24 protein-coding genes are annotated in these 22,676 nt (G+C 72.0%); 13 read left to right on the top strand and 11 right to left on the bottom strand.

Annotation, left to right across the window (positions count from 1 at the left end):
- Window position 1 precedes the first annotated feature (1 nt).
- The 3 genes from cobN to RBXJA2T_RS15645 are packed head-to-tail and all read left to right on the top strand — an operon-like array spanning window position 2 to window position 4,738.
- Window positions 2-3,922, top strand: a complete 3,921-nt coding sequence (cobN, locus tag RBXJA2T_RS15635; protein ID WP_009858380.1) for a cobaltochelatase subunit CobN — start codon at window positions 2-4, stop codon at window positions 3,920-3,922.
- Window positions 3,923-3,938: 16 nt separating this feature from the next.
- Window positions 3,939-4,424, top strand: a complete 486-nt coding sequence (locus RBXJA2T_RS15640) for a MotA/TolQ/ExbB proton channel family protein (RefSeq protein WP_009858381.1) — start codon at window positions 3,939-3,941, stop codon at window positions 4,422-4,424.
- A complete protein-coding gene (locus RBXJA2T_RS15645) occupies window positions 4,421-4,738 on the top strand; it encodes a DUF2149 domain-containing protein (RefSeq protein WP_009858382.1) in 318 nt (105 codons plus the stop codon). The genes RBXJA2T_RS15640 and RBXJA2T_RS15645 overlap by 4 nt, the downstream gene beginning before the upstream one ends.
- On the opposite strand, the gene RBXJA2T_RS15650 is transcribed toward RBXJA2T_RS15645, so the two are convergent.
- The gene (locus RBXJA2T_RS15650) at window positions 4,714-5,226 is read right to left on the bottom strand and encodes a hypothetical protein (RefSeq protein WP_009858383.1); all 513 of its coding nucleotides are present in this window, start codon (window positions 5,224-5,226) and stop codon (window positions 4,714-4,716) included. The genes RBXJA2T_RS15645 and RBXJA2T_RS15650 overlap by 25 nt on opposite strands.
- Before the next feature lie 155 nt (window positions 5,227-5,381).
- Here RBXJA2T_RS15650 and bfr point away from each other — a divergent pair, with 155 nt between their 5' ends.
- Both bfr and RBXJA2T_RS15660 read left to right on the top strand, forming a co-directional pair.
- Window positions 5,382-5,849 (top strand): bacterioferritin, encoded by a 468-nt coding sequence (gene bfr / locus RBXJA2T_RS15655; protein ID WP_009858384.1) that lies wholly within the window; start codon window positions 5,382-5,384, stop codon window positions 5,847-5,849.
- Window positions 5,850-5,904: 55 nt separating this feature from the next.
- Window positions 5,905-6,390 carry a host attachment protein gene (locus RBXJA2T_RS15660; protein ID WP_009858385.1) on the top strand — a complete coding sequence of 162 codons (486 nt, stop codon included), beginning with the start codon at window positions 5,905-5,907 and terminating at the stop codon, window positions 6,388-6,390.
- A 10-nt stretch (window positions 6,391-6,400) separates the two neighbouring features.
- Here the strand turns inward: RBXJA2T_RS15660 and RBXJA2T_RS15665 are convergent, their stop codons facing one another.
- Together RBXJA2T_RS15665 and RBXJA2T_RS15670 are read right to left on the bottom strand one after the other, a co-directional pair.
- The gene (locus RBXJA2T_RS15665) at window positions 6,401-6,991 is read right to left on the bottom strand and encodes a DUF4276 family protein (protein WP_009858386.1); all 591 of its coding nucleotides are present in this window, start codon (window positions 6,989-6,991) and stop codon (window positions 6,401-6,403) included.
- Window positions 6,988-8,199: an AAA family ATPase gene (locus RBXJA2T_RS15670; RefSeq protein ID WP_009858387.1), complete on the bottom strand. Its 1,212-nt coding sequence runs from the start codon at window positions 8,197-8,199 to the stop codon at window positions 6,988-6,990. Before RBXJA2T_RS15670 ends, RBXJA2T_RS15665 begins: the two co-directional genes overlap by 4 nt.
- A 239-nt stretch (window positions 8,200-8,438) precedes the next feature.
- Here RBXJA2T_RS15670 and RBXJA2T_RS15675 point away from each other — a divergent pair, with 239 nt between their 5' ends.
- The 3 genes from RBXJA2T_RS15675 to RBXJA2T_RS15685 all read left to right on the top strand — a co-directional run bounded on the left by RBXJA2T_RS15675 (window position 8,439) and on the right by RBXJA2T_RS15685 (window position 10,773).
- Complete coding sequence (locus RBXJA2T_RS15675) at window positions 8,439-9,104, top strand: hypothetical protein (protein WP_138938899.1); 666 nt, start codon at window positions 8,439-8,441, stop codon at window positions 9,102-9,104.
- A gap of 83 nt (window positions 9,105-9,187) precedes the next feature.
- Window positions 9,188-10,210, top strand: coding sequence for a hypothetical protein (locus RBXJA2T_RS15680; RefSeq protein WP_009858389.1), 1,023 nt, complete (start codon window positions 9,188-9,190; stop codon window positions 10,208-10,210).
- Window positions 10,207-10,773, top strand: a complete 567-nt coding sequence (locus tag RBXJA2T_RS15685) for a LemA family protein (protein ID WP_009858390.1) — start codon at window positions 10,207-10,209, stop codon at window positions 10,771-10,773. The genes RBXJA2T_RS15680 and RBXJA2T_RS15685 overlap by 4 nt, the downstream gene beginning before the upstream one ends.
- Window positions 10,774-10,780: 7 nt before the next feature.
- Here the strand turns inward: RBXJA2T_RS15685 and RBXJA2T_RS15690 are convergent, their stop codons facing one another.
- A complete protein-coding gene (locus tag RBXJA2T_RS15690) occupies window positions 10,781-11,209 on the bottom strand; it encodes a hypothetical protein (protein WP_009858391.1) in 429 nt (142 codons plus the stop codon).
- Window positions 11,210-11,301: 92 nt separating this feature from the next.
- Between RBXJA2T_RS15690 and RBXJA2T_RS15695 the strand changes: the two genes are divergently transcribed.
- Window positions 11,302-11,940, top strand: coding sequence for a class I SAM-dependent methyltransferase (locus RBXJA2T_RS15695; protein WP_009858392.1), 639 nt, complete (start codon window positions 11,302-11,304; stop codon window positions 11,938-11,940).
- Here the strand turns inward: RBXJA2T_RS15695 and RBXJA2T_RS15700 are convergent, their stop codons facing one another.
- Window positions 11,941-14,280: a heavy metal translocating P-type ATPase gene (locus tag RBXJA2T_RS15700; protein ID WP_009858393.1), complete on the bottom strand. Its 2,340-nt coding sequence runs from the start codon at window positions 14,278-14,280 to the stop codon at window positions 11,941-11,943.
- A 60-nt stretch (window positions 14,281-14,340) separates the two neighbouring features.
- Here RBXJA2T_RS15700 and cadR point away from each other — a divergent pair, with 60 nt between their 5' ends.
- A complete protein-coding gene (gene cadR / locus RBXJA2T_RS15705; protein WP_009858394.1) occupies window positions 14,341-14,805 on the top strand; it encodes a Cd(II)/Pb(II)-responsive transcriptional regulator in 465 nt (154 codons plus the stop codon).
- Window positions 14,806-14,817: 12 nt separating this feature from the next.
- On the opposite strand, the gene RBXJA2T_RS15710 is transcribed toward cadR, so the two are convergent.
- The 6 genes from RBXJA2T_RS15710 to RBXJA2T_RS15735 are packed head-to-tail and all read right to left on the bottom strand — an operon-like array spanning window position 14,818 to window position 19,533.
- Window positions 14,818-15,207, bottom strand: coding sequence for a hypothetical protein (locus RBXJA2T_RS15710; protein WP_009858395.1), 390 nt, complete (start codon window positions 15,205-15,207; stop codon window positions 14,818-14,820).
- Window positions 15,208-15,225: 18 nt separating this feature from the next.
- Window positions 15,226-16,083, bottom strand: coding sequence for a ModD protein (modD, locus tag RBXJA2T_RS15715; RefSeq protein WP_009858396.1), 858 nt, complete (start codon window positions 16,081-16,083; stop codon window positions 15,226-15,228).
- A gap of 11 nt (window positions 16,084-16,094) precedes the next feature.
- On the bottom strand, window positions 16,095-17,222 hold the full coding sequence (gene modC / locus RBXJA2T_RS15720; RefSeq protein WP_009858397.1) for a molybdenum ABC transporter ATP-binding protein: 1,128 nt from the start codon (window positions 17,220-17,222) through the stop codon (window positions 16,095-16,097).
- The gene (gene modB, locus RBXJA2T_RS15725; protein ID WP_009858398.1) at window positions 17,219-17,896 is read right to left on the bottom strand and encodes a molybdate ABC transporter permease subunit; all 678 of its coding nucleotides are present in this window, start codon (window positions 17,894-17,896) and stop codon (window positions 17,219-17,221) included. The genes modC and modB overlap by 4 nt, the downstream gene beginning before the upstream one ends.
- A gap of 21 nt (window positions 17,897-17,917) precedes the next feature.
- Window positions 17,918-18,667: a molybdate ABC transporter substrate-binding protein gene (gene modA / locus RBXJA2T_RS15730; protein WP_009858399.1), complete on the bottom strand. Its 750-nt coding sequence runs from the start codon at window positions 18,665-18,667 to the stop codon at window positions 17,918-17,920.
- A 44-nt stretch (window positions 18,668-18,711) separates the two neighbouring features.
- Entirely contained in the window at window positions 18,712-19,533 is an 822-nt protein-coding gene (locus tag RBXJA2T_RS15735) for a TOBE domain-containing protein (protein ID WP_009858400.1), read from the bottom strand.
- Between the two features lie 227 nt (window positions 19,534-19,760).
- Here RBXJA2T_RS15735 and RBXJA2T_RS15740 point away from each other — a divergent pair, with 227 nt between their 5' ends.
- From RBXJA2T_RS15740 to RBXJA2T_RS20215, 3 genes are all read left to right on the top strand, one after another.
- Window positions 19,761-20,192 (top strand): TOBE domain-containing protein, encoded by a 432-nt coding sequence (locus RBXJA2T_RS15740; protein ID WP_009858401.1) that lies wholly within the window; start codon window positions 19,761-19,763, stop codon window positions 20,190-20,192.
- A 315-nt stretch (window positions 20,193-20,507) separates the two neighbouring features.
- The gene (gene hppD / locus RBXJA2T_RS15745) at window positions 20,508-21,602 is read left to right on the top strand and encodes a 4-hydroxyphenylpyruvate dioxygenase (RefSeq protein WP_009858403.1); all 1,095 of its coding nucleotides are present in this window, start codon (window positions 20,508-20,510) and stop codon (window positions 21,600-21,602) included.
- 492 nt (window positions 21,603-22,094) lie between these two features.
- The gene (locus RBXJA2T_RS20215; RefSeq protein WP_138938901.1) at window positions 22,095-22,607 is read left to right on the top strand and encodes a hypothetical protein; all 513 of its coding nucleotides are present in this window, start codon (window positions 22,095-22,097) and stop codon (window positions 22,605-22,607) included.
- Window positions 22,608-22,676 lie beyond the last annotated feature (69 nt).

A 22,676-nucleotide genomic window follows, 5' to 3' on the forward strand; every position in this document is an offset into this window, starting at 1 on the left:
CGTGCTCGCCGCCTTGCTGCTGCTGCTCGCGCTGCCGGCGCAGGCGGCGCGCGTGCTCGTCGTCACCACCTCGCCGGTGCCACCGGCCAAGCTCGCCGCGCTGGCACGCGCCGGCGGCCCGCTGGGGCTGGAGGTGCAGGCCCGCTACGTCGAGAAGCTGACGACGATCGACGCCACGCTCTGGGACGGCGCCGACCTCGTGCTGCTGGACGCACCACGCGCCCACATCGAGGCCTGGATGCGCGAAAAACTCGCGCCCGCGCTGCCGGCGCTGGAGCGCCGCCGCCACGTCTGGCTGTCCACCGCCGAGGCGCGCCCGCAGGGCGTGCCGGCCGATCTGGCCAAGCGCCTGCACGCCTATTACGTCAACGGCGCCGGGCCCAACCTGCGCCACTTCGTCCAGACGCTGGACGACTGGCTGGACGGCCGGCCCTGGGGCGCTCACCCGGATCCGGTCGTCTTCCCGGCGAGCGGGATCTACCACCCGAAGTTTCCGGGCCTCGTCACCGCGTCGACGCGCGACTACCTGGCCTGGAAGGGCGTGGCCGCCGACGGCCAGCGAGCGCCGGTCGTCGGCATCGTCTTCCACCCGCAGAGCGTGGCGGCCGAGGAGACCGAGCTGCTGGACGCGCTGATCTCGCGCCTGGAAGCGCAGGGCGCCGTGCCGCTGGCCTTCTACACGCCGGTGCTCGACGCCGACGCGGTGCGCCGTGTCGCGCTCGTCGACGGCCGGCCGGCGGTCGACGTGCTGATCAACACCCAGATCACGCTGAGCGCCGAGGCGCGCCGCACCGAGTTCGAGGCCCTGGGCGTGCCGGTGATCCAGGCGATGAACTACCGCCGCGGCGACACCGCCGCCTGGCGCGCCGACCCGCAGGGCGTGCGCATCGACGACGTGCCGTTCTACCTGTCGCAGGCCGAGACCGCCGGCATCACCGACATCCTGATCGCCTCGGCCAACGGCGGCGCCGACGAGCGCCTGGAGCCGATCGCGCCGCAGGTCGACGCCGTCGTCGCCAAGGCGATGAAGCTCGTCGCGCTGCAGCGCAAGGCGCCGGCCGACAAACACGTCGCGCTCTTCTTCTGGAACTACCCGCCGGGCGAGAAGAACCTGTCGGCCTCGTTCATGAACCTGCCGCGCAGCCTGGTGGCGACGCTGGCGGCGCTGCGCCAGGCCGGCTACACGACCGAGACCCAGGACGAGGCGGTGCTGACGGCCTCGCTGCAGCGATTGCTGGAGCCGGCCTACCGCCCGGCCGCCGACCGCGAGGTGCTCGAGCGGCTGCTGCGCGACGGCCTGGCCGACTGGCTGCCGGTCGCGCGCTACCGCGCCTGGCTGGCGGGCCTGCCGCCCGAGGTCGGCGCACGCATCGACGAACGCTGGGGCGCGCCCGAAACGTCGACCTGGATCGTGCGCCGCGGCGGCCAGGACGGTTTTGTCGTGCCGCGGCTGCACCTGGGCGGCATCAGCCTGCTGCCGCAGCCGCCACGCGGCGAACGCGGCGAAGACCGCGACAAGTCGATCTACCACTCGACCAGCGCCGTGCCCTCGCACCACTACTACGCCGTCTACCTCTGGGCGCGCGAGGCCTTCGCCGCCGACGCGCTGGTGCACTTCGGCACCCACGGCACGCAGGAATGGCTGCCGGGCAAGGAGCGCGGGCTTTCGGTGTTCGACGACGCGCTGCTCGCCGTCGGCGACGTGCCGGTGGTCTACCCGTACATCGTCGACAACATCGGCGAGGCGTTGCAGACCAAGCGCCGCGGGCGCGCCGTCGTCGTCTCGCACCAGACGCCGGCGCTGGCGCCGGCCGGGCTGCACGACGCGCTGACCGCGCTGCACGACGCGCTGCACCAATGGCTGGCGCAGGGCGAAGGCCAGGTGCGCGACGCGCTGCGGCGCCAGATCGCCGACGGCGTCAAACGCGAACGCATCGCCGCCGACATGGGCTGGAGCGAGGCGCGCATCGAGGCCGACTTCCCCGCTTTCATCACCGCGCTGCACGACCACCTGCACGAACTCGCGCTGACCGTGCAGCCGGTCGGCCTGCACAGCTTCGGCCGGCCGCCCGAGGAACGCTGGCGCCTGGCGACGGTGATGGAGATGCTGGGCCGCGAGACCATCGTCGCGCTGGCCGCGCCGGGCGAACAGGCCGACGAGGTGCTCGTCGGCGACTGGAAACAGCTCACCGAGACCGCCACTTATCGCCGCCTGCACGAGTTCATCGTCGAAGGCGCCGACACCGCGGCGCTGCCGCCCTCGCTGCGCGAAGCGATCGAACGCGGCCGGCGCTGGTATGCCGACCTGGGCGCCGAAGGCGAGTTCGCCGGGCTGCTGGACGCGCTGGCCGGGCGTTACCGGCCGACCAGCTACGGCGGCGACCCGATCAAGAACCCCGACTCGCTGCCGACCGGGCGCAACCTCTACGGCTTCGACCCGTCGCGGGTGCCGACCAAGGCCGCCTGGGAAGCCGGCAAGCAGGCGCTGGAGCAGCTGGCCGCCGCGCACCGCGCCAAGACCGGGCGCACGCCGGCCAAGCTGGCGTTCACGCTGTGGTCGGTGGAGACGATGCGCCACCAGGGCCTGCTCGAAGCGCAGGCGCTGTGGGCGCTGGGTGTCGAGCCGGTCTGGGACGCCGGCGGGCGGGTCGCCGACGTCAAGCTCGTGCCGCGCGCCGCGCTGGGCCGGCCGCGCATCGACGTCGTGCTCTCGGCCACCGGGCTGTACCGTGACCACTTCCCGAACGTGATGCGCCAGCTCGCCAAGGCGGCCCGGCTCGCGTCCCAGGCCGACGAAGCCGACAACCCGGTGGCGGCCAACGCACGCCGCATCGCCGCCGGGCTGCGTGCACGGGGACTGGACGCAGCGGCCGCCGAACGCGCCGGGCAGACGCGCATCTTCTCGTCCGAGTCGGGCCGTTACGGCAGCGGCCTGGACGATGCGGCACTGGCCACCGACACCTGGAAGACCCAGGCCGAAGGCGACCGCAAGCTGGCGACGCTGTACCTGTCGCGCATGCAGTACGCCTACGGCCCCGACGAAGGCGAGTGGGGCCAGGCCGGCGCCAAGGCGAATCTTTACGCCGAGCACCTGAAGGGCACCGAAGGCGCGGTGCTGGCGCGCAGCTCCAACCTCTACGGCATGCTGACCACCGACGACCCCTTCCAGTACCTGGGCGGGCTGTCGCTGGCCGTGCGCCACCTCGACGGCAAGGCGCCCGAGCTCTACATCAGCAACCTGCGCGGCCCGGGCGCAGGGCGCGTCGAAGGCGCCGCCGAGTTCCTCGCCAAGGAGCTGGCGACACGCAACTTCCACCCCGGCCACATCAGCGGCCTGATGGCCGAGGGCTACGCCGGCACGCTGCAGGTGCTGGACGGCATCAACAACTTCGCCGGCTGGCAGAGCGTGGCGCGCGAGATCGTTCGCGACGACCAGTGGCAGGAGTTCATGGACGTCTACGTCCGCGACAAGCACCAGCTCGGCATCCGCCGCTGGTTCGAGAGCCGCAACCCGCACGCGATGGCGCAGGTCATCGAACGAATGCTCGAAGCCGCGCGCCTGGGCCAGTGGAAGGCCGCGCCGGAGAGCGTCGCCGAGCTGAAACAGCGCTGGCGCGAGCTGGCGCAGCGCCACGACGTGCGCCCCGACAGCGCCGCGTTCGCGGCCTTCGTCGGCTACGGCCTCGCGCCGCAGCCGGCCGCGCTGGCGCCCACGCCGGCAAAGCCCGCCGAAGCGGCCCCCGTTCCCCCCGAGCCCGCCGCGGCAAGGCCCCCGGTCGAGGGCCTGCTGCTCGAACGTGTCGCCCCGCCGCCGGCCGAGGCCTCGCGTGCCGCAGTGGCGCTGGCCGCCATCGCGCTGGCGCTGGCCGGCGGCGCGCTGCGTGGCCGGCGCTCCCGTTCCTCTCTTTCGTTCGCCACCTGAAGGCAGCCCACACGCCATGAACCACGCACTCGAATCGACCATGTACGACGTCGCGCAGCTGTTCCTGCTGCCGACGCTGGCGCTGATCGCGCTGCTCTTCCTCTACGCCTTCTGGGCGCTGGGCGAGTTCCTGACGCTCGCCTGGCAGCGCCGGCGCGGCGGCGGCCGGCCGCTGCTGGCCGCCGACCGTGCCGCCGGCGGCCTGAGCGACGACGCGCTGGACCTGCACGCCCACCGGATGCTGGAGACGCAGCGCATCGCCAGCCGCGTGACGCCGATGCTGGGGCTCGTCGCGACGATGATCCCGATGGGCCCGGCGCTGAAGTCGCTGTCCGACGGCAACCTGGCGCAGGTGTCGCAGAACCTCACCGTCGCGTTCTCGGCGGTGATCCTGGCGCTGATCGCGGCGTCGATCACCTTCTGGGTCGTCAACGTGCGCCGACGCTGGCTGGCCGAGGAACTGGTCGAGATCGCCGCCGCCCGCGGCAAGGCGGTGGCATGAAGCTGCTGCACGAACCGCAGGACGACGACCCCATCCTCTCGGTCGTCAACCTGATCGACATCTTCCTCGTCGTCATCGCCGCGCTGCTGATCACGGTGGCGCAGAACCCGCTGATGAACCCGTTCTCCAAGCGCGACGTCACCGTCATCACCGACCCGGGCAAACCGAGCATGGAGATGGTCGTCAAGAAGGGCGAGAAGATCGAGCGTTACAAGGCCAGCGGCGCGATCGGCAGCGGCGACGGCGAGAAGGCCGGCGTCGCCTACCGGATGAAGGACGGTTCCATCGTCTACGTGCCCGAAGGCGGCTCCTGAGCGGCGCGGCGCCAGACGGCGGCCGCACCCGAACACAGCAGCAGCGCCAGCAGCAGCGCGAACACCAGCACCGCGCCGCCGCGCCCGGCCGGCGCGACGCAGCCGACCAGCTGCACCAGCCAGAAGACGAAGGCCGCCACGTAGGGCAGGAACAGCGTCCAGCGCGCCGCCGTCAGCGCGCCGGGTGCGCGGTGCGCGCGCACCAGGCGCCAGTGCGGCGCGGTGGCGAAATGCTGGTCCAGCGCACGCCACCAGGCGATCAGGTTGCGCGACAGCACGACCTCGATCGTGCCGGCGACGATGCTGAGCCCCAGCCCGGTGGCCGCCAGCAGCGTCGGCGACGGCGGCGGCTCGGCGTCGTAATAGACCTTGGCCAGCGCCGCGATCGCGCCCAGGAAGAAGGGCAGCGCGATGAAGCGGATCGAGCTGTGTGCGCGGATGAAGGCCAGCGTCTCGCGCACGGCGTCGTCGGCCGGATCGTGCGGCATCGGGACCTCGCGAAGGCGGCGGACGGCGGTCCGGGAGCCCAGTGTCGCGCGCCGGCGCGGCCTCCGCGTCGCGGCGAACCCGCAAACCTGTCACGAGCAAAGACCGCGTCGCCAGCGTACGATTTGCGCGTTTCGCCCCCCGCCAGGAGAAGCCGATGCAAGGCCACCCCGCCATCCTCGACGCGCTGAACGCGCTGCTGGTCGACGAGCTTGCCGCCCGCGACCAGTACTTCATCCATTCGCGCATGCTGTCGGAATGGGGCCTCACCAAGCTGGCCGACCGCATCGGCCACGAGATGGAAGACGAGACGGCGCACGCCGACGCGCTGATCCGCCGCATCCTGATGCTGGGCGGCACGCCGCGCATGACGCCCAGCGCACTGGACGTCGGCCACGACGTGCCGTCGATCCTGCAGAACGACCTGGCCGTCGAGCTGCGGGTCGTGCAGCACCTGCGCGAGGTGATGGCGCTGTGCGAGACCGAACGCGACTACGTCACGCGCGACATCCTGCTGCCGATGCTCGACGACACCGAGCAGGACCACGCCCACTGGCTGGAACAGCAGCTGCGCCTGATCGGCCTGGTGACGCTGCCGAACTACCTGCAGAGCCAGATGTCCTGAACGCCGCGGAACGCGGCTTGCCGGCCTTCGCGGCATCTGGACCGCAGGAGCCGGCATGGACGACAAGACGATCTGGGTGCTGGTGGCCGACGAGGCCATCGCACGTTTGCTGCGCCGCCCCGACGGCGGCGGCGCGCTCGAACCCGTCGAGGAATTGACCGACCCGGCCGCGCACGCCCGCGGCCGCGACCTGCGCGACGACGCGGTCGGCCGCCGCACCGGCGGCGTGCCCGCCGGTGCGCCCGAAAGCACGCGCGGCGGCACGGCCACCGCGTCGGCCGGCGAGGACGAACGCCACCACGAAGCCGAGAGCTTCGCGCGCCGCGTCGCCGCGCGGCTGCACGAGGCGGCGCTGGCGCACCGCTTCGACGAACTGCACCTGGCCGCCGCGCCGCGTTTCCTCGGCCTGCTGCGCAAGGCGTTCTCGCCGCAGGTGCAGCAGCGTCTGGGGCGGCAGTTCGACAAGGACCTGGTGCAGGTCGACAACGCCGAACTGGCCGAACGCTTCTTCCCGCGGCCGCGGCGGACCGGCCCTGGTTGAAGCCCAGGGCTCAGTTCGCTGAAGCAGCCGCTCGGTCCCACTCGGAACAGAGCTTGCGGAAAGAGCGGCTGTTCGTGAACGCCTGTTGGAGGTCCATCCTGGCCGAGAAGGCGGGCTGATCGGTCGTCTCGCCGTAGCTCGCACCACCCATCCTGAGCCGCATCCATCCTTTGGCGTCACGCGGCGACTCCGCCGCGACGGTTTCCTTCGGGTCGAAACGAAAGCCCCGATGCCCGTGCAGCGAGGCCGCGGCGGCAATGAACCATGCCTCGTACTCCCGGTTGGCAAGTACCACCGAGACGCGGCGGTGCGGAACGATTCGCACGGCGTCCGCCAGCACGGCGGCCGCCCTTTGTGCCGGGCAGTCATCGTCGGCGTCGAAGAGCACGAGGATCCAGTCGCCTTCGCCACACTTGGCGGCCGCGAGCTGCAGATGGCGCTCGAACTCCTGCGGGCGGTTCAGAAAGCGGTCCCGCTTGACGCGGATCGGCAGCGCGATCTCGGCGTGGAGCTCCGGCGAGCGCCATTGCGCGATCCGCCGCAGCAGCACGGGCAATGCTTTGACCTCGCCGTCGCCTTCGACGACCGCCACGACTTTCATCGTGCCAGGTTGCCGAAGAGTTCTGTCTGGCGCGCCTGCTGTTCCGCCAGCACCTGGCGGTCGGGTGCCAACTGGTTCAGCCTCAGCAGTTCACCCGGGGAGAACAGGTGCCGGCGCAGCACGTCTCTTGACGCTTCGTCCAGCGGTGCGATCCGCGTCTCGCCGCCTTCGGACGCGACGACGAGGAACGAGTCGGCGGGAATGTTCGGATCGTCCAGCAGGTCGGGGCTGTGGCTGGTGACGATGATCTGCGTGTTCTCAGAAGCCCGGGACAGCGCTTCGCGCAGCGCCGAACTGGCAGCCGGGTGCAGCGCGGTTTCGGGTTCTTCGATGCCGACGAGGCTGGGCGCGTAGTCGCGATTGGCCTGGAACAGCGCGACCAGCACGCCGAGCGCACGCAGAGTGCCGTCCGACATGTTCTGCGCGAGGAAGCGCCATGGGTGGTTCGCGCCCGCCATTTCCTGGCGGAACTCCAGCGTTTCCATCGGGCCGAACTGAACTCGTTGGACGCCCTGCACCGTCGGCACGACGGTTTGGAGGTAGTCCTGGATGATGGCCGTCTGCTCCGAGCCGACACGCTCCAGGTGGCCAAGGACGCTGGCGATGTTCTCCCCGGCGGGCTTGAGCAGCCGGCCCTCCTGAGGCTTCTGCAGCTCGCGCATCAGCTTCGGGTCCAGGTTGTAGAAACCCATCGACGACAAGGCGTCGAACACCGGGCGGAAGACCGCCAGGCCCGAAGCGGCGACCAGCGCCAGGCGATCCGAGGTGATGGCGGGGAAGCTGCTTTCGCTGCAGTCGTGCAGCTTGCCGCGTTCGATGCGGTAGAACGGCCCGCGGCCGATGCCGCCGACGATGCATTCTTCGGCAAAGACCTCGTAGCCGCGGTCCTTCAGCGCACCGATGTTGAACGCGTAGTGGCCGCATTGACCGCCCGCGAGTTCGAACTCGAGCCGGACGCCGAAATGGGTCGGATGCCCGCTCGAACGCCGCCGGACTTCGTTGAGGCCACCGCGTTCGTTGATCGCGTTGTCCAGCGATCCGTTCAGCGCGTCGCGCACCAGATGCAGGGCATCCACGAAATTGCTCTTGCCCGAGGCATTGGCGCCGACGAGATAGGTCTGCGCGCGCAAGGGCACATCGCAATGGCCGATGCTCTTGTAGTTGCGCAGGATGACGCGCTTCAGGAAGGTCCTGGGGGTCGGTGTCATGGTCGTCGTCGATGTGCCCGATGGACGGGAGAGCCGGTGGGCGAGCCGATCGTGCAGCGAGGGCCCTGGGGCCGGCCGTCCGGTGGGTGCATCTTAGGCGCAGCAAGCGCTGCGCCTGCCAACGATCTGCGGGTTCCGCCGGCGACTTCGACACGGCCCCGATGTAACGGTCTGCCGCAGCGCTCAACCGCCCCGCCTCCCGGCCGAAGAGCCGGGATCGGCGACGGCGGGAGACGCAGGTGCGGCAGACGATCGTTTTGGGCTTCATGCTCGCCGCGGCGCTGCCCGCGGCCGCCGGCGGGCTGACCGCCACCGAGACACGCTGGCTGCGTGGTGCCGCGCCGGTGCTGGCCGACGCCGAGGCGCGTGGCCTGCCGCTGGACATCGTCGTGCAGCCCCAGCCCACCACCGGCCTGGCGCTGCTGGCGCTGGGTTTCGTCGACGGGCGCTGCAAGTTCGTGCTGTCGATGCGCGCCAACCCCGAGGCCGAAGCGACGCTGGAGCGCCTGCCGCCTGGCCGCGAAGACGCGGCGCTGGAGCTGATGGCCGCGCACGAGGTCGCGCACTGTGAGCGCCACGTTCAAGGCGCCTGGCATGGCCGCCCGCCGGGTGCCGGCGCGGGCCCCGACCCCGAGCGTGGCGAAGAAGCCTGGGCCGACCTCGCCGGCCTGGCCTGGATCCAGGCCCGCCGCCCGGCCGACTACGCCGCGCTGCACGCCTGCTGGTGGCCGAACGCCAGCGCGACCGCCTGCCCGGCGGCGCGCACGACACGCTGGACTGGGTGGATGCCGCCGCCGGCGGGCTGGATGCGGCGGCACCGGCGGCCGCTGCGGCGGCGATCTGGGCGCGCGTCTCGGCCTCGGCGCGCTGAGGGCATTCAACGTCGGCGCCCGAGGCGCCGATAACGGGGCATGAACCCCCGCGACGGCCTGCGCGTGGCATGCTGCGGCGCGCCGATGCCGCCTCGAACCCGCCCCCGCCCCGGCCGATGATCCGCCACCTGATGCGCATGCGCCGCGCCGCGCGTATTGCCACCGCGCTGCCGTCCAAGGAGCTGCTGCTGGCCGAGATCGGCCGCCACGCCGGCCCTGACGGACGCATCGTGCGCGCCGACCCGCTGCCGGCGATCGTCGTCGCGGTGCTGGCGGTGCTCGTCGCGGCCTGGCGCCACCAGGCCGGCGAAGACGGCCAGGCGCTGGCCGCGCTGCTCGTCGCGCTGCTGGCCGGCGGCCTGCCGGTGGCCGCCTTCGCGGCGCGGCGGCGCTTCATCGACACCGTGCTCGGCCAGGCGGCGATGCTCGACCGCGGCCTGAGCGCGGTGCAGCGTGACGGCCGCGCGCTGTGGCGCGACTGGCGCGAGCGTTTCCCCGACTTCGAGCGCGGCGACGAAAGCCAGAGCATCGACCGCCTCGTCGAAGGCGAGTGGAGCGACGAAGCCGGCCGGCCGCACACGATGGCCTGCTACCGCTTCAGCTGGGTCGAGGTGCGGCACAGCACCCGCACCGACGCCGACGGCAAGCAGCACGACGAGACGCAGCGCACGACGCACTACCGCCACGGCGTCGTCGTCTCGCTGGCGCCGCCGCTGACGCTGGCGGTGTCCGAAGTGCGCAAGCCGAAGATGCCGGTGGCCTGGAGCACCGCGTCGATCGAGTTCGGCGAACGCTGGCGTGTCGGCGCGGCCAGCGAGATGCAGGCCGCGCGCCTGCTGACGCCGTCCGTCGTGCAGACCTTCGTCGAGACCGGGCGCCACTTCAAGGCGATGGATTTCCATTTCGCCGGCGAGCAGGGCTGCATCTCGTTCTCCGACGACGACCTGCTGGCGCGTGCCGACGCCGTGCGGCGCACCGACCGCGTCGACGAGCTGCGCTGGCGCGTGCGCTCGACTGCCACGATGCCCAAGCTCGAGGCGCTGACCGTGCTGCTGCGTGTGCTGGCCGACGCCGCCGCCGAGCTGCAGCCGCGGCCCGCCGCCGAGCCCCCGATCCCGTCCCGAAAGGCCTTCCCGTGAACACCACCCTGATCGTCGTGCTGGCCGCCATCGCCGTCGCTTGCGGCGTCGTCGTCATCCACAACGGCATCGTCTCGCGCCGCAACGCGGTGCGCCGCGCCTGGGCCGACGTGCTGGCCTACGAGCGCCAGAAGCAGCAGACGCTGCCGAAGCTGGAGGAGCTGGTCGGCTCCTACCAGGAGTACGAGCGTGGCCTGCTGACCAGCGTGACGCAGCTGCGCGAGAGCCTGGGCCGCCTGGGCAACCAGCCCGACGGCATCGCGCTGGCCCAGGCCGAACGCGCCAGCGCCGAGCTGCTGAAGGGGCTGCGCATCGCCGTCGAGGCCTACCCCGAGCTGCAGGCCGCCGGTGCGCTGCGCGAGCTGATGGCGCAGCTCGTGGACCTGCAGAAGGAAGTGACGGCGGCGCTGACGATCTTCAGCCGCAACGTCGAGCTCTACAACACCGGGCTGGAAGTGTTCCCGGCCTCGCTGGTCAACGCCGCCGTCACACGCGCGCAGCCGGTCGAGCCCTTCACCGACCCGCGCGCGGCCTCGGCTTTCGACTACCGCCCGCGGCTCTGAGTCGAACTCAGCGCGTGCGCCAGGCGTGGTGGCAGACGACGCAGGTCGTCGTCAGCTCGCCCAGGCGGCGCAGCGCCAGCGCCTGGTCGCCGGCTCTGGCGGCCTCGGCGAAGCGGTTCGCCGCCTGGTGGCCTTCGATGCCCATGCGGTGCATCGCCTGCGGCATCTGCGGCCCGGGGCGCGCGTCCATCGGCAGCGCGCGGTTGCGGCCCATCGCGCCGAAGCCGAGCTCGGTGTCGGCCACCACCGCGGCCTCGGCCAGCTTGCCGTCGGCCACCAGCGTGATCAGATCGTTGAGCGCACGCAGGTTGCCCAGCATCTCGTCGCGCAGCGTGGCCTGCGCGGCCGGCGTCAGCGGGGCGAAGGTGCGCCCGTCTTCGGCCGCGAAGACGGCGGGGGCGCAGACGAGGCAGGCGAGGGCGACGGCACGGCGCATGGGCAGGCTCCAGGCAGGCTGACGCCGCGATGCTACCCCCGGGGGTTCCGGGGCCGGCTGCGGGGCCTCCCGGGACGTGGCCCAATCGGCGCATGAGCCGAGACAACACCCCCGTCTTCGACGACCCCGCCGGCGGCTGGAACCAGCGTTACCGCGCCGAGGGTTACCTGTTCGGCACGGCGCCCAACGCCTACCTGGAGAGCCTGGCGGCGCGGCTGCCGGCCGGCGGGCGCGCGCTGTGTGTCGCCGACGGCGAAGGCCGCAACAGCGTCTGGCTGGCGCGGCGTGGTTTCGAGGTCGACGCGTTCGACATCGCCGAGGTCGCCGTCGCCAAGGCCCGGCGCCTGGCGGCCGAGGCCGGCGTCGCGGTGCACTACGAGGTCGCCGGCTGCGACGACTGGGCCTGGCCCGAAGCGGCCTACGACCTGGTCGCTGCGGTCTTCGTGCAGTTCGCCGACCCGCCGACGCGCGCTCGCCTGTTCGAGCGCATGGCGCGTGCGCTGCGCCCGGGCGGCTGCCTGGTGCTGCAGGGTTACACGCCGGCGCAGCTGGCCTACCGCAGCGGAGGGCCGGGGCGCCTGGACCACCTCTACACGCCCGAACTGCTGCGCGAGGCCTTCGCCGGGCTGGAGATCCTGGACCTCGCCGAGTACGAAGCCGAACTCGCCGAGGGCACGCAGCACGTCGGCCGGGCGGCGCTGATCGGCCTGCTGGCGCGCCGCCCCGGCTGATCAGCCTTTTGCGCGGCGCAGCAGCCGCAGGCCGTTGAAGACGACGATCAGGCTGGCGCCCATGTCGGCGAAGACGGCCATCCACATCGTCGCGTCGTCGAACACCGCCAGCGCCAGGAACACCGCCTTGATGCCCAGCGCGAGCACGATGTTCTGCACCAGCACCGCATGCGTCGCACGCGACAGGCGCACCGTCTCGGCGACGCGGCGCGGGTCGTCGTTCATCACGACGACGTCGGCGGCCTCGATCGCGACGTCGGTGCCGGCGGCGCCCATCGCGATGCCCAGGTCGCTGCGCGCCAGCGCCGGGGCGTCGTTCAGGCCGTCGCCGGCCATCGCCGTCGCGCCGTGGCGGCGCTGCAGCGCCTCGATCGCGGCCAGCTTGTCTTCGGGCAGCAGGTCGGCACGCACTTCGGCGATGCCGGCTTCGGCGGCCACCGCCTGCGCCGCGGCGCCGTGGTCGCCGCTCAGCATCACCGGCACGACGCCCAGCGCCTTCAGCGCCGAGACCGCGTCGCGTGCGCCGGGCTTCAGCGTGTCGGCGACGGCGAACAGCGCCAGCGCCTGCGCGCCGCGGCCCAGCAGCGTCAGGCCGCGGCCCTGGCGTTCGTGTTCGGCCAGCGCCGCTTCCAGTTCGGGCGTCAGCGCGCCGCGTTCGGCGGCCAGGCGGCGGCTGCCCAGCCAGACGGCGGCGCCGTCGGCTTCGGCGACGACACCACGCCCGTGCAGCGCCTGCACCGCGCTGACGGCCGCTGCTGGGGCCGGCGCCAGGCCGGCGGCGATGGCGCGCGACACCGGGTGGTCGGTCTGCGCCGCCAGCGCGGCGCCCAGCGCACGCGCCGCGGCCTCGTCGCCGGCCAGCGTCTGCCAGTGCACGAGACGCGGCCGGCCTTCGGTCAGCGTGCCGGTCTTGTCGAACGCGACGGCGCGGATGCGGCGTGCGGCTTCGAGGTGCGCGCCGCCCTTGAGCAGCACGCCGCGCCGCGCCGCCGCGGCCAGGCCGCTGGACAGCGCCACCGGCGTCGAGATCACCAGCGCGCAGGGGCAGGCGATGACCAGCAGCACCAGCGCCTTGTACAGCGCCGCGGTCCAGGCCCAGCCGGCGACGAACGGCCCGCCCAGCGCCACCGCCAGCGCGACGGCGAACACGGCCGGCGTGTAGACGGCGGCGAAGCGGTCGACGAAACGCTGCGTCGGTGCGCGCGAGGCCTGCGCGTGTTCGACCGCTTCGACGATGCGCGCCAGCGTCGAGCGCGAGGCCGGCGCGGTGATGCGCGCCTCGACCGCGCCCGACAGGTTCAGCGTGCCGGCGAACAGCGCGTCGCCGGGCTGCTTGTCCACCGGCAGGCTCTCGCCGGTGACGGCGGCCTGGTCGACGCTGGTCGTGCCGTCCGTCAGCACGGCGTCGACCGGGAAACGTTCGCCCGGGCGCACCCGCAGCGTCTCACCGACGGCGGCCTCGGCCACCGGCACCGTGACCCAGGCGCCGGCGCGGCGCAGCGTCGCGACCTCGGGCGCCATCGCCATCAGCGCGGCGATCGCGCCGCGTGCGCGGTCCACCGCGCGCGCCTCGATCAGCTCGGCGACGGTGTACAGCGCCATCACCATCGCCGCCTCGGGCCACTGGCCGATCGCGAAGGCGCCGACGACGGCCACCGACATCAGCGCGTTGATGTCCAGCCGGCGGCGCGCGAGCGCGGCGAAACCCTTCTTCAGCACGCCCAGGCCGGCGAGTGCGATGGCCGCGGCGGCGAGCGCCATGCCGGCCCATTCGGCGGTCTGGGAGGCCGGCAGCAGGGCGTGCAGCAACTCGGCCGCGGCGGCCAGCGCCAGCGCCGCGCCGAGGCGCGGCAGGCCGGCGGCGCGCCACCAGGGCAGCGGCGCGGCGTCGTCGGCCAGCGGCTCGGCGGCGAAGCCGGCGCGGCGGATCGCGGCCAGCGCGGCGTCGCGCGCCGCCGGTTCGGCGTCCAGGCGCAGCGTGCGTTCGGCGAGCGCGAAATGCAGCCTGCGGATGCCGGCGATGCCTTCGAGCGCGTGGCGGATCTGCGCCTCCTCGACGGCGCAGTCCATCGCCGGGATGCGCAGCTTCAGGCGGGGGCCGCCGGGGTCGGGCGTCGCGTCGACGGGTGTCGCGCAGGCGCCGCCGCAGCAGTCGTGTTCGTGCGCGTGTTCGTGGTCGTGCGCATGGTCGTGCCCATGCTCATGCCCGTGGTCGTGCGAATGTTCTTGGGCGGGTTCCGCCACCTTCCGCTGCCGCGTCGGCATCGGCAGAACCACGGCCACCGGCGTGCAGCCGCAGCCTTCGCCGCAGCCGTCGGAATCGGTTTTCTTCGTGTCCATGGCGCCATTGCAGACCCTGTAGCGGGTTTAGAGTCAAGCGTCGGACACGAAAGGATGGTGATGCGCATCGGCGAACTCGCGGCGGCCTGCGGCACGCCAGTCGAAACGATCCGCTACTACGAACGTGAAGGCCTGCTGCCGGCGGCTCCGCGTTCGGGCGGCAACTACCGCGTCTACGGCGAAGCCGAGCTGGAGCGCCTGGCCTTCATCCGCCAGTGCCGCGCGCTGGACATGTCGCTGGACGAGGTGCGCGCGCTGCTCGCCTTCCGCGACGCGCCGCCGGCCGACTGCAGCGGCGTCAATACGCTGCTGGACGAACACATCGGCCACGTCGTGCACCGCATCGAGGAACTGCGTGCGCTGGAGACCTCGCTGCGCACGCTGCGTGCGCGCTGCGGCACGCCGGGCGACGGCGCCGCCTGCGGCATCCTCGCCGGCCTGGGCCAGGGCGCGCTGCCCGAAGCCGCGCTGCACACCGGCGGCGTGCACGAACACGCGGCGACGCACGCGCCGCGGCGGCGCTGAAGGCGCGCGGGCTCAGCGCGGCATCGTCTCCGACAGGTAGAAGCGGGCGCTCTCCTCGGGCGGGCAGCGGCCGTAGTGCAGCACCGACTCGTGCACCAGCCAGCGCCCGTCGCGCAGCCGCCAGGCGGTGGTGCATTCGGTGACCGAGGTCGTTTCGACGAACTCCTCGTCGTCGTCGGACGCCGGTGCGGCCAGGCGGTGGCGGCTGGCGCAGAAGCTGGGCGAACCGTCGGCGGCGTAGCCCAGCGTGCGTTCGGCCGGCAGCTCGTCGTCGGCGTGGTGCTCGCAGCGTTGCGGCGGCACGACCAGCGGGCGCAGCGTGTCGGGCAGCAGCAGGCTCCAGTCCTGCGGCGGCTGCGGGGCGCAGCAGGGCGGCGGCGGGGCGGCGAGCGGGCGGGCCATCGGCATGCTCCTTCGGAGTCAGGCGACGTCGGCGTCGCCGGGATGGAACTCGACACGCACGTCGCAAGGCGGCGCGCTGTAGGGGGCGGAGCTGACCAGCAGGTCGGCCCCGGCGGCGGCGTAGGCCGCGGCGTTGCCGGCGTTGACGCCGCCGGCCGCCGCCAGCCGCGGGCGCCGTGGCAGCGACTGCAGGCGTGCGTGACTCTCGGCGACCTGCGCCGGGCTGAACTTCTCCAGCTGCAGCACGTCGGCGCCGGCTTCGGCCCAGGCCAGCGCCTCGTCGACGCTGCGCACCTCGACGACCACCGTCTTCTCGGGCTCGGCGGCGCGCAGCCGCGCCACCGTGGCCGCCGGCGCCTCGCGCAGGTAGAGCCGGTGTTCGGGGAAGACGAGCAGCGTCTCCGACAGCCCCAGCCGGTGCATCGTCGCGCCGCCGGCGCGCACCGCCTTGGCCGACAGCCACTTGGTGCCGGGCACGTTCTTGCGTGTGCAGGCCACCGGCACCTGGCGGCCGCCTTCGTGCGCCGCGGACACCAGCGCGGCGCTGGCGCTGGCGATGCCTGAGGCCCATTCGACCAGCGTCTGCGCCGTCTTCCAGGCGGCGTGAAGCGCCGGCACCGGGCCTTGCGCGGCGAGCAGGCGTTCACCCGCCGCAACCGCACGGCCGCTGGGCACCAGGCGGCGCGCCGTGGCGCCGGCGAGCTGGAACAGGCGCTCGGCCTCCTCGGTGGCGCAGACCGTCATCGCGCCGCGTGCGCGGAACTCCAGCCGCGCCGGTGCCGCCGCGGCCAGGCCCAGCGCCGCGGTCGTCAGGTCGCCGCAGGGAACGTCGTCGTGCAGCAGGGCCAGCAGTTCGGGGTCGGGCAGGGTGTTCATCGCGGCGGTCCTCAGGCGAGCAGCGCGACGGCCTTGATCTGCGCCCACACCGGGCGCCCCGGCACCAGCCCGAGCTGGTCGCGCGACAGCCGGGTGATGCGCGCCACCAGCGGCGTGCCGCCGGCGTCCAGGCGCAGCAGCAGGTGCGCCGGTGTGTCGGCCGGCGCCTCGGCGACGACGGTGGCGGCGACGCGGTTGAGGATCGAGCTGTCGCCCGAGGCCGACAGCGCGACGCTGACGTCGCGTGCGTGCACCTGCAGCCGCAGCCGCCGGCCGACGGGCTCGGGCCCGTGCGCGACCTGCACACGCCCGCCGGGGAAGGCGATCGTCACCAGGCCGTAGTGCAGGTCGTGCTCGACGACGCGGCCGTCGATGACGACGCCGGCGTCCTCGCCCTGCGCGGTGGGCAGGTCCAGCCGCGCCATCAGCTCGGCCAGCGGGCCGTGCGCGACGACGCGGCCGGTGTCCAGCAGCACCAGGTGGTCGGCCAGCCGCGCCACCTCGTCGGGCGCGTGGCTGACGTAGAGGATGGGCAGGTCGAGCTCGGCGTGCAGCTTCTCGAGGAAGGGCAGGATCTCGCGTTTGCGCGCCTGGTCCAGCGCGGCCAGCGGCTCGTCCATCAACAGCAGGCGCGGGCTGGTCAGCAAGGCGCGCGCGACGGCGACACGCTGGCGCTCGCCGCCGGACAGATGCGCCGGCTTGCGCTCCAGCAGGTGGGCGATGCCCATCAGCTCGACGGCGGCGTCGAAGTCGACACGGCGATCGGCCGCCGTGATGCGCTTGCGGCCGAAGTCGAGGTTGGCGCGCACCGTCAGGTGCTCGAACAGGCTGGCGTCCTGGAAGACGACGCCGACCGGGCGCTTGTGCGTCGGCACGAAGAGGCCGCGTGCGTCGTCCTGCCAGCACTCGCCGCCGACGACGAGCCGGCCGCGGTGGCGTTCCAGCCCGGCGATGGCACGCAGCAGCGTCGTCTTGCCCGAGCCCGACGGCCCGAACAGCGCGGTGACGCCGCGGCCCGGCAGCTGCAGGTCGGCCTGCAGCCGGAAGCCGGGGTAATCGACGTCGAAACGCGCTTCGATCGGCGCACGCGGCTCGGCCGCACGTTCGACCGCCTGCGCTTCGGGCCGGCCGGCGTTCATGCCCGCCTCCGCGACGGGTTCAGCGTGTACAGCCCGAGCAGCACGACGAAGCTGAAGATCACCATGCCGGCGGCCAGCACGTGGGCCTGGGCGTACTCCATCGCCTCGACGTGGTCGTAGATCTGCACCGAGACGACACGCGTCTGCTCGGGGATGTTGCCGCCGATCATCAGCACGACGCCGAACTCGCCGACGGTGTGCGCGAAGCCGAGGATGGAGGCGGTGAGGAAACCCGGCCGCGCCAGCGGCACGACGACGCTGAAGAAGGTGTCCAGCGGCCCGGCGCGCAGCGTCGCCGCGGCTTCCAGCGGCCGGTCGCCGAGCGCCTCGAAGGCGTTCTGCAGCGGCTGCACGACGAAGGGCATCGAATAGAACACCGAGGCCACCACCAGCCCGGCGAAGGTGAAGGGCAGGCGGCCGATGCCGAGCCACTCGGTGAACGCGCCGACGGGGCCGTGCGGCCCCATCGCCAGCAGCAGGTAGAAGCCCAGCACCGTCGGCGGCAGCACCAGCGGCAGCGCGACGACGGCGCCGACCGGGCCCTTCCACCACGAGCGCGTGCGTGCCAGCCACCACGCGATCGGCGTGCCGATGACGAGCAGCAGCGCGGTGACCACCGTCGCCAGCTCCAGCGTCAGCCGGATCGCGCCCCAGTCTTCGCTGCTGAACGGCATCGGCGGGCTCCGTGCGTCGCGTTACGGTGCGACCTGGTAGCCGTAGGCGCGGATGATGGTCAGCGCCTTTTCGCTCTTGAGGTACGCGAGCCAAGCCTTGGCCGCCGGGTTGGCGGCGCCCTTGGCCAGCACGACCGCGTCCTGGCGGATCGGCTGGTGCAGCCTGGCCGGCACGATCCAGGCCGAACCGCTCTTCAGCGCGCCGTCCTCGAACACCTGCGACAGCGCGACGAAGCCGATCGGCGCGTTGCCGGTGGCGACGAACTGGTAGGCCTGGGCGATGTTCTCGCCCTGCACCAGCTTGGGCGTCACGGCGTCGAAGAGACCCAGCGCCTTCATCGTCTCGACGGCGGCGGCGCCGTAGGGTGCGGTCTTCGGGTTGGCGATGGCCACGCGCTCGAAGTGGCCGCTCTTGAGAACCGCGCCCTGGGCGTCAACGACACCCGGCTGCGCGCTCCACAGCACCAGCGTGCCGATCGCGTAGGTGAAACGGGTGCCCGGCGCGGCCTGGCCTTCCTTCTCCAGCTTGGCCGGCGTCTCGTCGTCGGCCGCGAGCAGCACCTCGAACGGCGCGCCGTTGGTGATCTGCGCGTAGAACTTGCCGGTGGCGCCGAAGCTCAGCTTGGCGACGTGGCCGGTGTCCTTCTCGAACTGGGCGGCGATCTTCTGCGCCGGCGCGGTGAAGTTGGCGGCCACGGCCACCTGCACCTCGTCGGCATGGGCCAGGCTGGCGGTGAAGAGCAGGGCGGCGAGGGCGATCGGGTTCTTCATGCGGGAAAGCTCCGTGTGACGGGGGACGGGGAACGGGACAGGCGTCAGTCGTAGGTGGCCAGGATCACCGCCGAGGACTTGAACAGCGCACCGGCGGCCATGCCGGGCACCAGGCCCAGCGCCTCGACGCTGCCGTGCGTGACGACGGCCGCGACGCTGCGGCCGCCGGGCAGGGCGATGACGACCTCGTCGTTGACGGCGCCCGGGTGCACCGCCGAGACCTCGCCCCAGAGCTGGTTGCGCGCGGTGACGCGCATGGCGCGGTCGGTGGCGACGAGCACCGAGCTCGACTTCACCAGCGCCAGCACCTCCTGGCCGATGGCCAGGCCCAGGTTCTCGGCGCTGGCACGCGTGATGACGGCGACGATCTCGGTGGCGTCGTCGAGTGCCAGGCGCACCTCGTAGTCGACGCGGCCGTCGCGCAGGCCGACGATGCGGCCGTGGAACTGGTTGCGTGCGCTGCTGCGCATCGACGCGCGGCGCATCAGCTGGCGGAAGGCGCGCACGTCGGACGCGCCGGCGTCGGGCAGATGCGCGGCGACGCGGTCGAGCACCGTCTGGTACTCGGTCTCCAGCGCGCGGTACATCGCGACGACCCGCCGGCCGTAGTCGGTGAGGCGCGTGCCGCCGCCCTGGCGGCCGCCGGTGACACGTTCGACCACCGGCTGCGGCGCCAGGTTGTTCAGCGTGTCGATCGCGTCCCAGGCGGCCTTGTACGACAGCGGCACGGCCTTGGCGGCTTGGTTGATCGAGCCGTGGCGGTCGATGGCCTCCAGCAGGCGCACACGGGTCTCGCCCAGCGAGGCGCCGCCGTCGGTGTCCAGCGTCATGCGGGCGGCGAAGCGGGGGGCGGCGTCGGAGTCCATCGTGTCGGTTGGTTTTATGTACTGCGGTAGATAGCGAAAGCCGTGCCACCACGGCCGTCCTGCGCCCGCCGGATGCGGGCGTGGTGCGATGCCGTCGTTATGGTGGCATCGACATAGGCGTGGCCCTTAGAGTGGCTTGCATCGGGCCGACGCTGTCGGGTGCCCGACATTCTATGTAGGCAACACTACAAAAAACCCGTCAGAGCCTGCAACACAAGGGAAGCACGATGAAGATCAGCGCACGCAACGTTCTCCGCGGCACCGTCTCGGCGGTCAAGGCCGGTGCCGTCAATGCCGAGGTCCATGTCGATCTGGGTGCGGGCGACCAGCTGACGGCCATCGTCACGCTGGCCAGCTGCACCGACCTGGAGCTGGCCCCGGGCCAGCCGGTGGTGGCGCTGGTCAAGGCGCCCTGGGTCATCGTGATGACCGGCGACAGCGAGCTGAAGCTGTCGGCGCGCAACCAGCTGGCTGGTACCGTCAGCGCCGTCGAGACCGGCGCCGTGAACGCCGAGGTCGTCATCACGCTGCCGGGCGGCGCGCAGATCGCCGCCATCGTCACCAAGGAAGCCGTGAAGGAGCTGGGTCTGGCGCCGGGCGTGGCGGCCACGGCCGTCATCAAGGCTTCGCACGTGGTCCTCGGCGTTCCGAAGGCCTGAGCGCCGCCCCGGCGTTTATCCCGAGGCCGGCGCCCCCGGCCCGGGCTTAGGCTGGCATCCGGCAGGCAAGGCGGCGCGCCGGTGGCGCGCGCCGCGGTTCCCCTGCCACCGCACGATGCCCGCCACCCGCTCCCCCGCCTGTCTCCGTCGCTGCGCGCCCCTGGCGCGCCGGGGTGGCCGTGTGCACGAGCGGGCCGCCGCGCTGGCGATGACCTTCGGCGGCCATCTGGCCGTCTCCGTGCGCGGGATCGCGTGCGCGCCGCCGGGCTGCTGAGCCCCGCCGCACGCTTTCAACCGTTCCCCACGGAGACATCCATGCCCGACCTGTTCCCCAACCCGATGGGGCTGCAGGGCTTCGAGTTCGTCGAGTTCGCCTCGCCGACGCCGAACGTCCTGGAGCCGCTGTTCGAGAAGATGGGCTTCGCGCTCGTCGCCCGCCACCGCAGCAAGGACGTCGTCCTGTACCGCCAGGGCGACATCAACTTCATCGTCAACCGCGAGCCCAGGAGCCTGGCCGGCTACTTCGCCGCCGAGCACGGGCCCTGCGCCTGCGCGCTGGCCTTCCGCGTGCGCGACTCGCACCACGCCTACGCGCGTGCGCTGGAGCTGGGCGCGCAACCCATCGACGTGCCCACCGGGCCGATGGAGCTGCGCCTGCCGGCCATCCGCGGCATCGGCGGCGCGGCGCTGTACCTGATCGACCGCTTCGAGGACGGCAAGAGCATCTACGACATCGACTTCGAGTTCCTGCCCGGTTATGCCGACCCGGCGGCGCGCCACCCGCAGGGCCACGGCCTGCGCGTCATCGACCACCTGACGCACAACGTCTACCGCGGGCGCATGGCGTTCTGGGGCGGCTTCTACGAGCGACTGTTCAACTTCCGCGAGATCCGCTACTTCGACATCCAGGGCGAGTACACGGGCCTCACGAGCCGCGCGATGACCGCACCCGACGGGCTGATCCGCATCCCGCTGAACGAGGAGTCGGGCAAGGGCGGCAGCGGCCAGATCGAAGAGTTCTTGATGAAGTTCAGCGGCGAGGGCATCCAGCACATCGCGCTGCTGACCGACGACCTGGTGGCCACCGTCGACGCGCTGCAGATGGCCGGCGTGCCACTGATGACGGCGCCCAACGACATCTACTACCAGATGCTCGACGAACGCCTGCCCGGCCACGGCCTGCCGGTGCCCCAACTGCAGGCGCGCGGCATCCTGGTCGACGGCTCGACGAAAGACGGCGACAAGCGGCTGCTGCTGCAGATCTTCTCCGAGACGCTGCTCGGGCCGGTGTTCTTCGAGTTCATCGAGCGCCGGCGCGAGGAGGGTTTCGGCGAAGGCAACTTCAAGGCGCTGTTCGAGAGCCTGGAGCGGGATCAGATTCGGCGGGGGGCGTTGAAGGTGGGGGTGTAGGGGCTTCTGCGCTGGTTTCTCGCGTTTGTGGGGCGGCGCTGTTCTGGCGCTGCCTGATTGCCGTCCATCTCTTCGCGTCGGTTCCGGGTTTGGTCCTGGTTGCTCGTCCGCGAGCGACTGCGGCGTGCCACGGCCACCGGGTGGCCGGTTCCGTTCATGTCCCCCGGCCCGGCTGCGCCGGGCCTCCTCCTTTACTTCACTCCACCGGCCACCCGGCGTCCGCGGCAGGGCGGGGTGGGGGTTGTTCGCTCGGGGTGGCGGACCTCCCCCCGAAGGCGGGCGGAGGGCTTGGCGGGGGACGTGGGGCGGCTCAGAATCATCTGTAACCGACGCCGCCTTTGGCGTCATTTTTACGCCTGTGGAACAGGTGGCTCGGCGACGAGAAACTCAAAAGGAAAAGTAGGCCTGAGTCGCGGGTTGGGCTGTTACGCGAGCGTTCAGTGTGATGGGCGGCGTTGGTGTGCCGCATACGTTGGGTTGCAAAAGTAAAACATGAATCGTCTCCGAAAAGTAATTGCCGCCGTGGCGCTGGCAGCATTTTCACTGATATGCGCTGCGGAGGGAGTTCAGCTTGGTTCGCTCAAACTGGATCTGCCTGAAGGCTTCAGCGTACGCAGCGCCAAGCCGCCATTCGAGCTCGCTGGGCCAACGGGAGAGAAGGTTCTCGTCACGGTCATGCGATCAAAGGCAGATACATCTGGGGAGCCCAATCCTGATGAGCAAGCCAAGATGGTCTCGTTTGGCCGTGGCTTTCTGCGCAAGCAGGCAGAGCGAGCCGGAAATCTCGTCGTGCCCTCTGCGAACGAGACCTTGAGTGACGGGAGCATCCTTGTCTATATCGGCTCCGAAACTTCAGGTCTCTTCTCGTCCGGCTACTTCCTGCAGTACATGCTTGTATCCCCAAGCGGCCGGCTTGCCTTCATCACCGTCGAGGGCAAAGGCAATATTGGTGACGATCATGCCCGGTATCTTGCGGTCGTGGGCAAGGCAACTTGGCTGCCGTAGTTGGAATGCGGTCTGACCGGCTGTTGAGGAACTGATTGCGGGCACGTTCCAGCCGACAAGAGGCGGCAC

This window comes from Rubrivivax benzoatilyticus JA2 = ATCC BAA-35 (assembly GCF_000190375.1).
Taxonomy (GTDB): domain Bacteria; phylum Pseudomonadota; class Gammaproteobacteria; order Burkholderiales; family Burkholderiaceae_C; genus Rubrivivax; species Rubrivivax benzoatilyticus.

Coding starts and splice junctions, on each gene's coding strand:
- RBXJA2T_RS15640 (WP_009858381.1), top strand. CDS start 3,939: ATGAACCACGCACTCGAATCGACCATGTACGACGTCGCGCAGCTGTTC.
- RBXJA2T_RS15645 (WP_009858382.1), top strand. CDS start 4,421: ATGAAGCTGCTGCACGAACCGCAGGACGACGACCCCATCCTCTCGGTC.
- RBXJA2T_RS15650 (WP_009858383.1), bottom strand. CDS start 5,226: ATGCCGCACGATCCGGCCGACGACGCCGTGCGCGAGACGCTGGCCTTC.
- bfr (WP_009858384.1), top strand. CDS start 5,382: ATGCAAGGCCACCCCGCCATCCTCGACGCGCTGAACGCGCTGCTGGTC.
- RBXJA2T_RS15660 (WP_009858385.1), top strand. CDS start 5,905: ATGGACGACAAGACGATCTGGGTGCTGGTGGCCGACGAGGCCATCGCA.
- RBXJA2T_RS15665 (WP_009858386.1), bottom strand. CDS start 6,991: ATGAAAGTCGTGGCGGTCGTCGAAGGCGACGGCGAGGTCAAAGCATTG.
- RBXJA2T_RS15670 (WP_009858387.1), bottom strand. CDS start 8,199: ATGACACCGACCCCCAGGACCTTCCTGAAGCGCGTCATCCTGCGCAAC.
- RBXJA2T_RS15680 (WP_009858389.1), top strand. CDS start 9,188: ATGATCCGCCACCTGATGCGCATGCGCCGCGCCGCGCGTATTGCCACC.
- RBXJA2T_RS15690 (WP_009858391.1), bottom strand. CDS start 11,209: ATGCGCCGTGCCGTCGCCCTCGCCTGCCTCGTCTGCGCCCCCGCCGTC.
- RBXJA2T_RS15695 (WP_009858392.1), top strand. CDS start 11,302: ATGAGCCGAGACAACACCCCCGTCTTCGACGACCCCGCCGGCGGCTGG.
- RBXJA2T_RS15700 (WP_009858393.1), bottom strand. CDS start 14,280: ATGGACACGAAGAAAACCGATTCCGACGGCTGCGGCGAAGGCTGCGGC.
- cadR (WP_009858394.1), top strand. CDS start 14,341: ATGCGCATCGGCGAACTCGCGGCGGCCTGCGGCACGCCAGTCGAAACG.
- RBXJA2T_RS15710 (WP_009858395.1), bottom strand. CDS start 15,207: ATGGCCCGCCCGCTCGCCGCCCCGCCGCCGCCCTGCTGCGCCCCGCAG.
- modD (WP_009858396.1), bottom strand. CDS start 16,083: ATGAACACCCTGCCCGACCCCGAACTGCTGGCCCTGCTGCACGACGAC.
- modC (WP_009858397.1), bottom strand. CDS start 17,222: ATGAACGCCGGCCGGCCCGAAGCGCAGGCGGTCGAACGTGCGGCCGAG.
- modB (WP_009858398.1), bottom strand. CDS start 17,896: ATGCCGTTCAGCAGCGAAGACTGGGGCGCGATCCGGCTGACGCTGGAG.
- modA (WP_009858399.1), bottom strand. CDS start 18,667: ATGAAGAACCCGATCGCCCTCGCCGCCCTGCTCTTCACCGCCAGCCTG.
- RBXJA2T_RS15735 (WP_009858400.1), bottom strand. CDS start 19,533: ATGGACTCCGACGCCGCCCCCCGCTTCGCCGCCCGCATGACGCTGGAC.
- RBXJA2T_RS15740 (WP_009858401.1), top strand. CDS start 19,761: ATGAAGATCAGCGCACGCAACGTTCTCCGCGGCACCGTCTCGGCGGTC.
- hppD (WP_009858403.1), top strand. CDS start 20,508: ATGCCCGACCTGTTCCCCAACCCGATGGGGCTGCAGGGCTTCGAGTTC.
- RBXJA2T_RS20215 (WP_138938901.1), top strand. CDS start 22,095: ATGAATCGTCTCCGAAAAGTAATTGCCGCCGTGGCGCTGGCAGCATTT.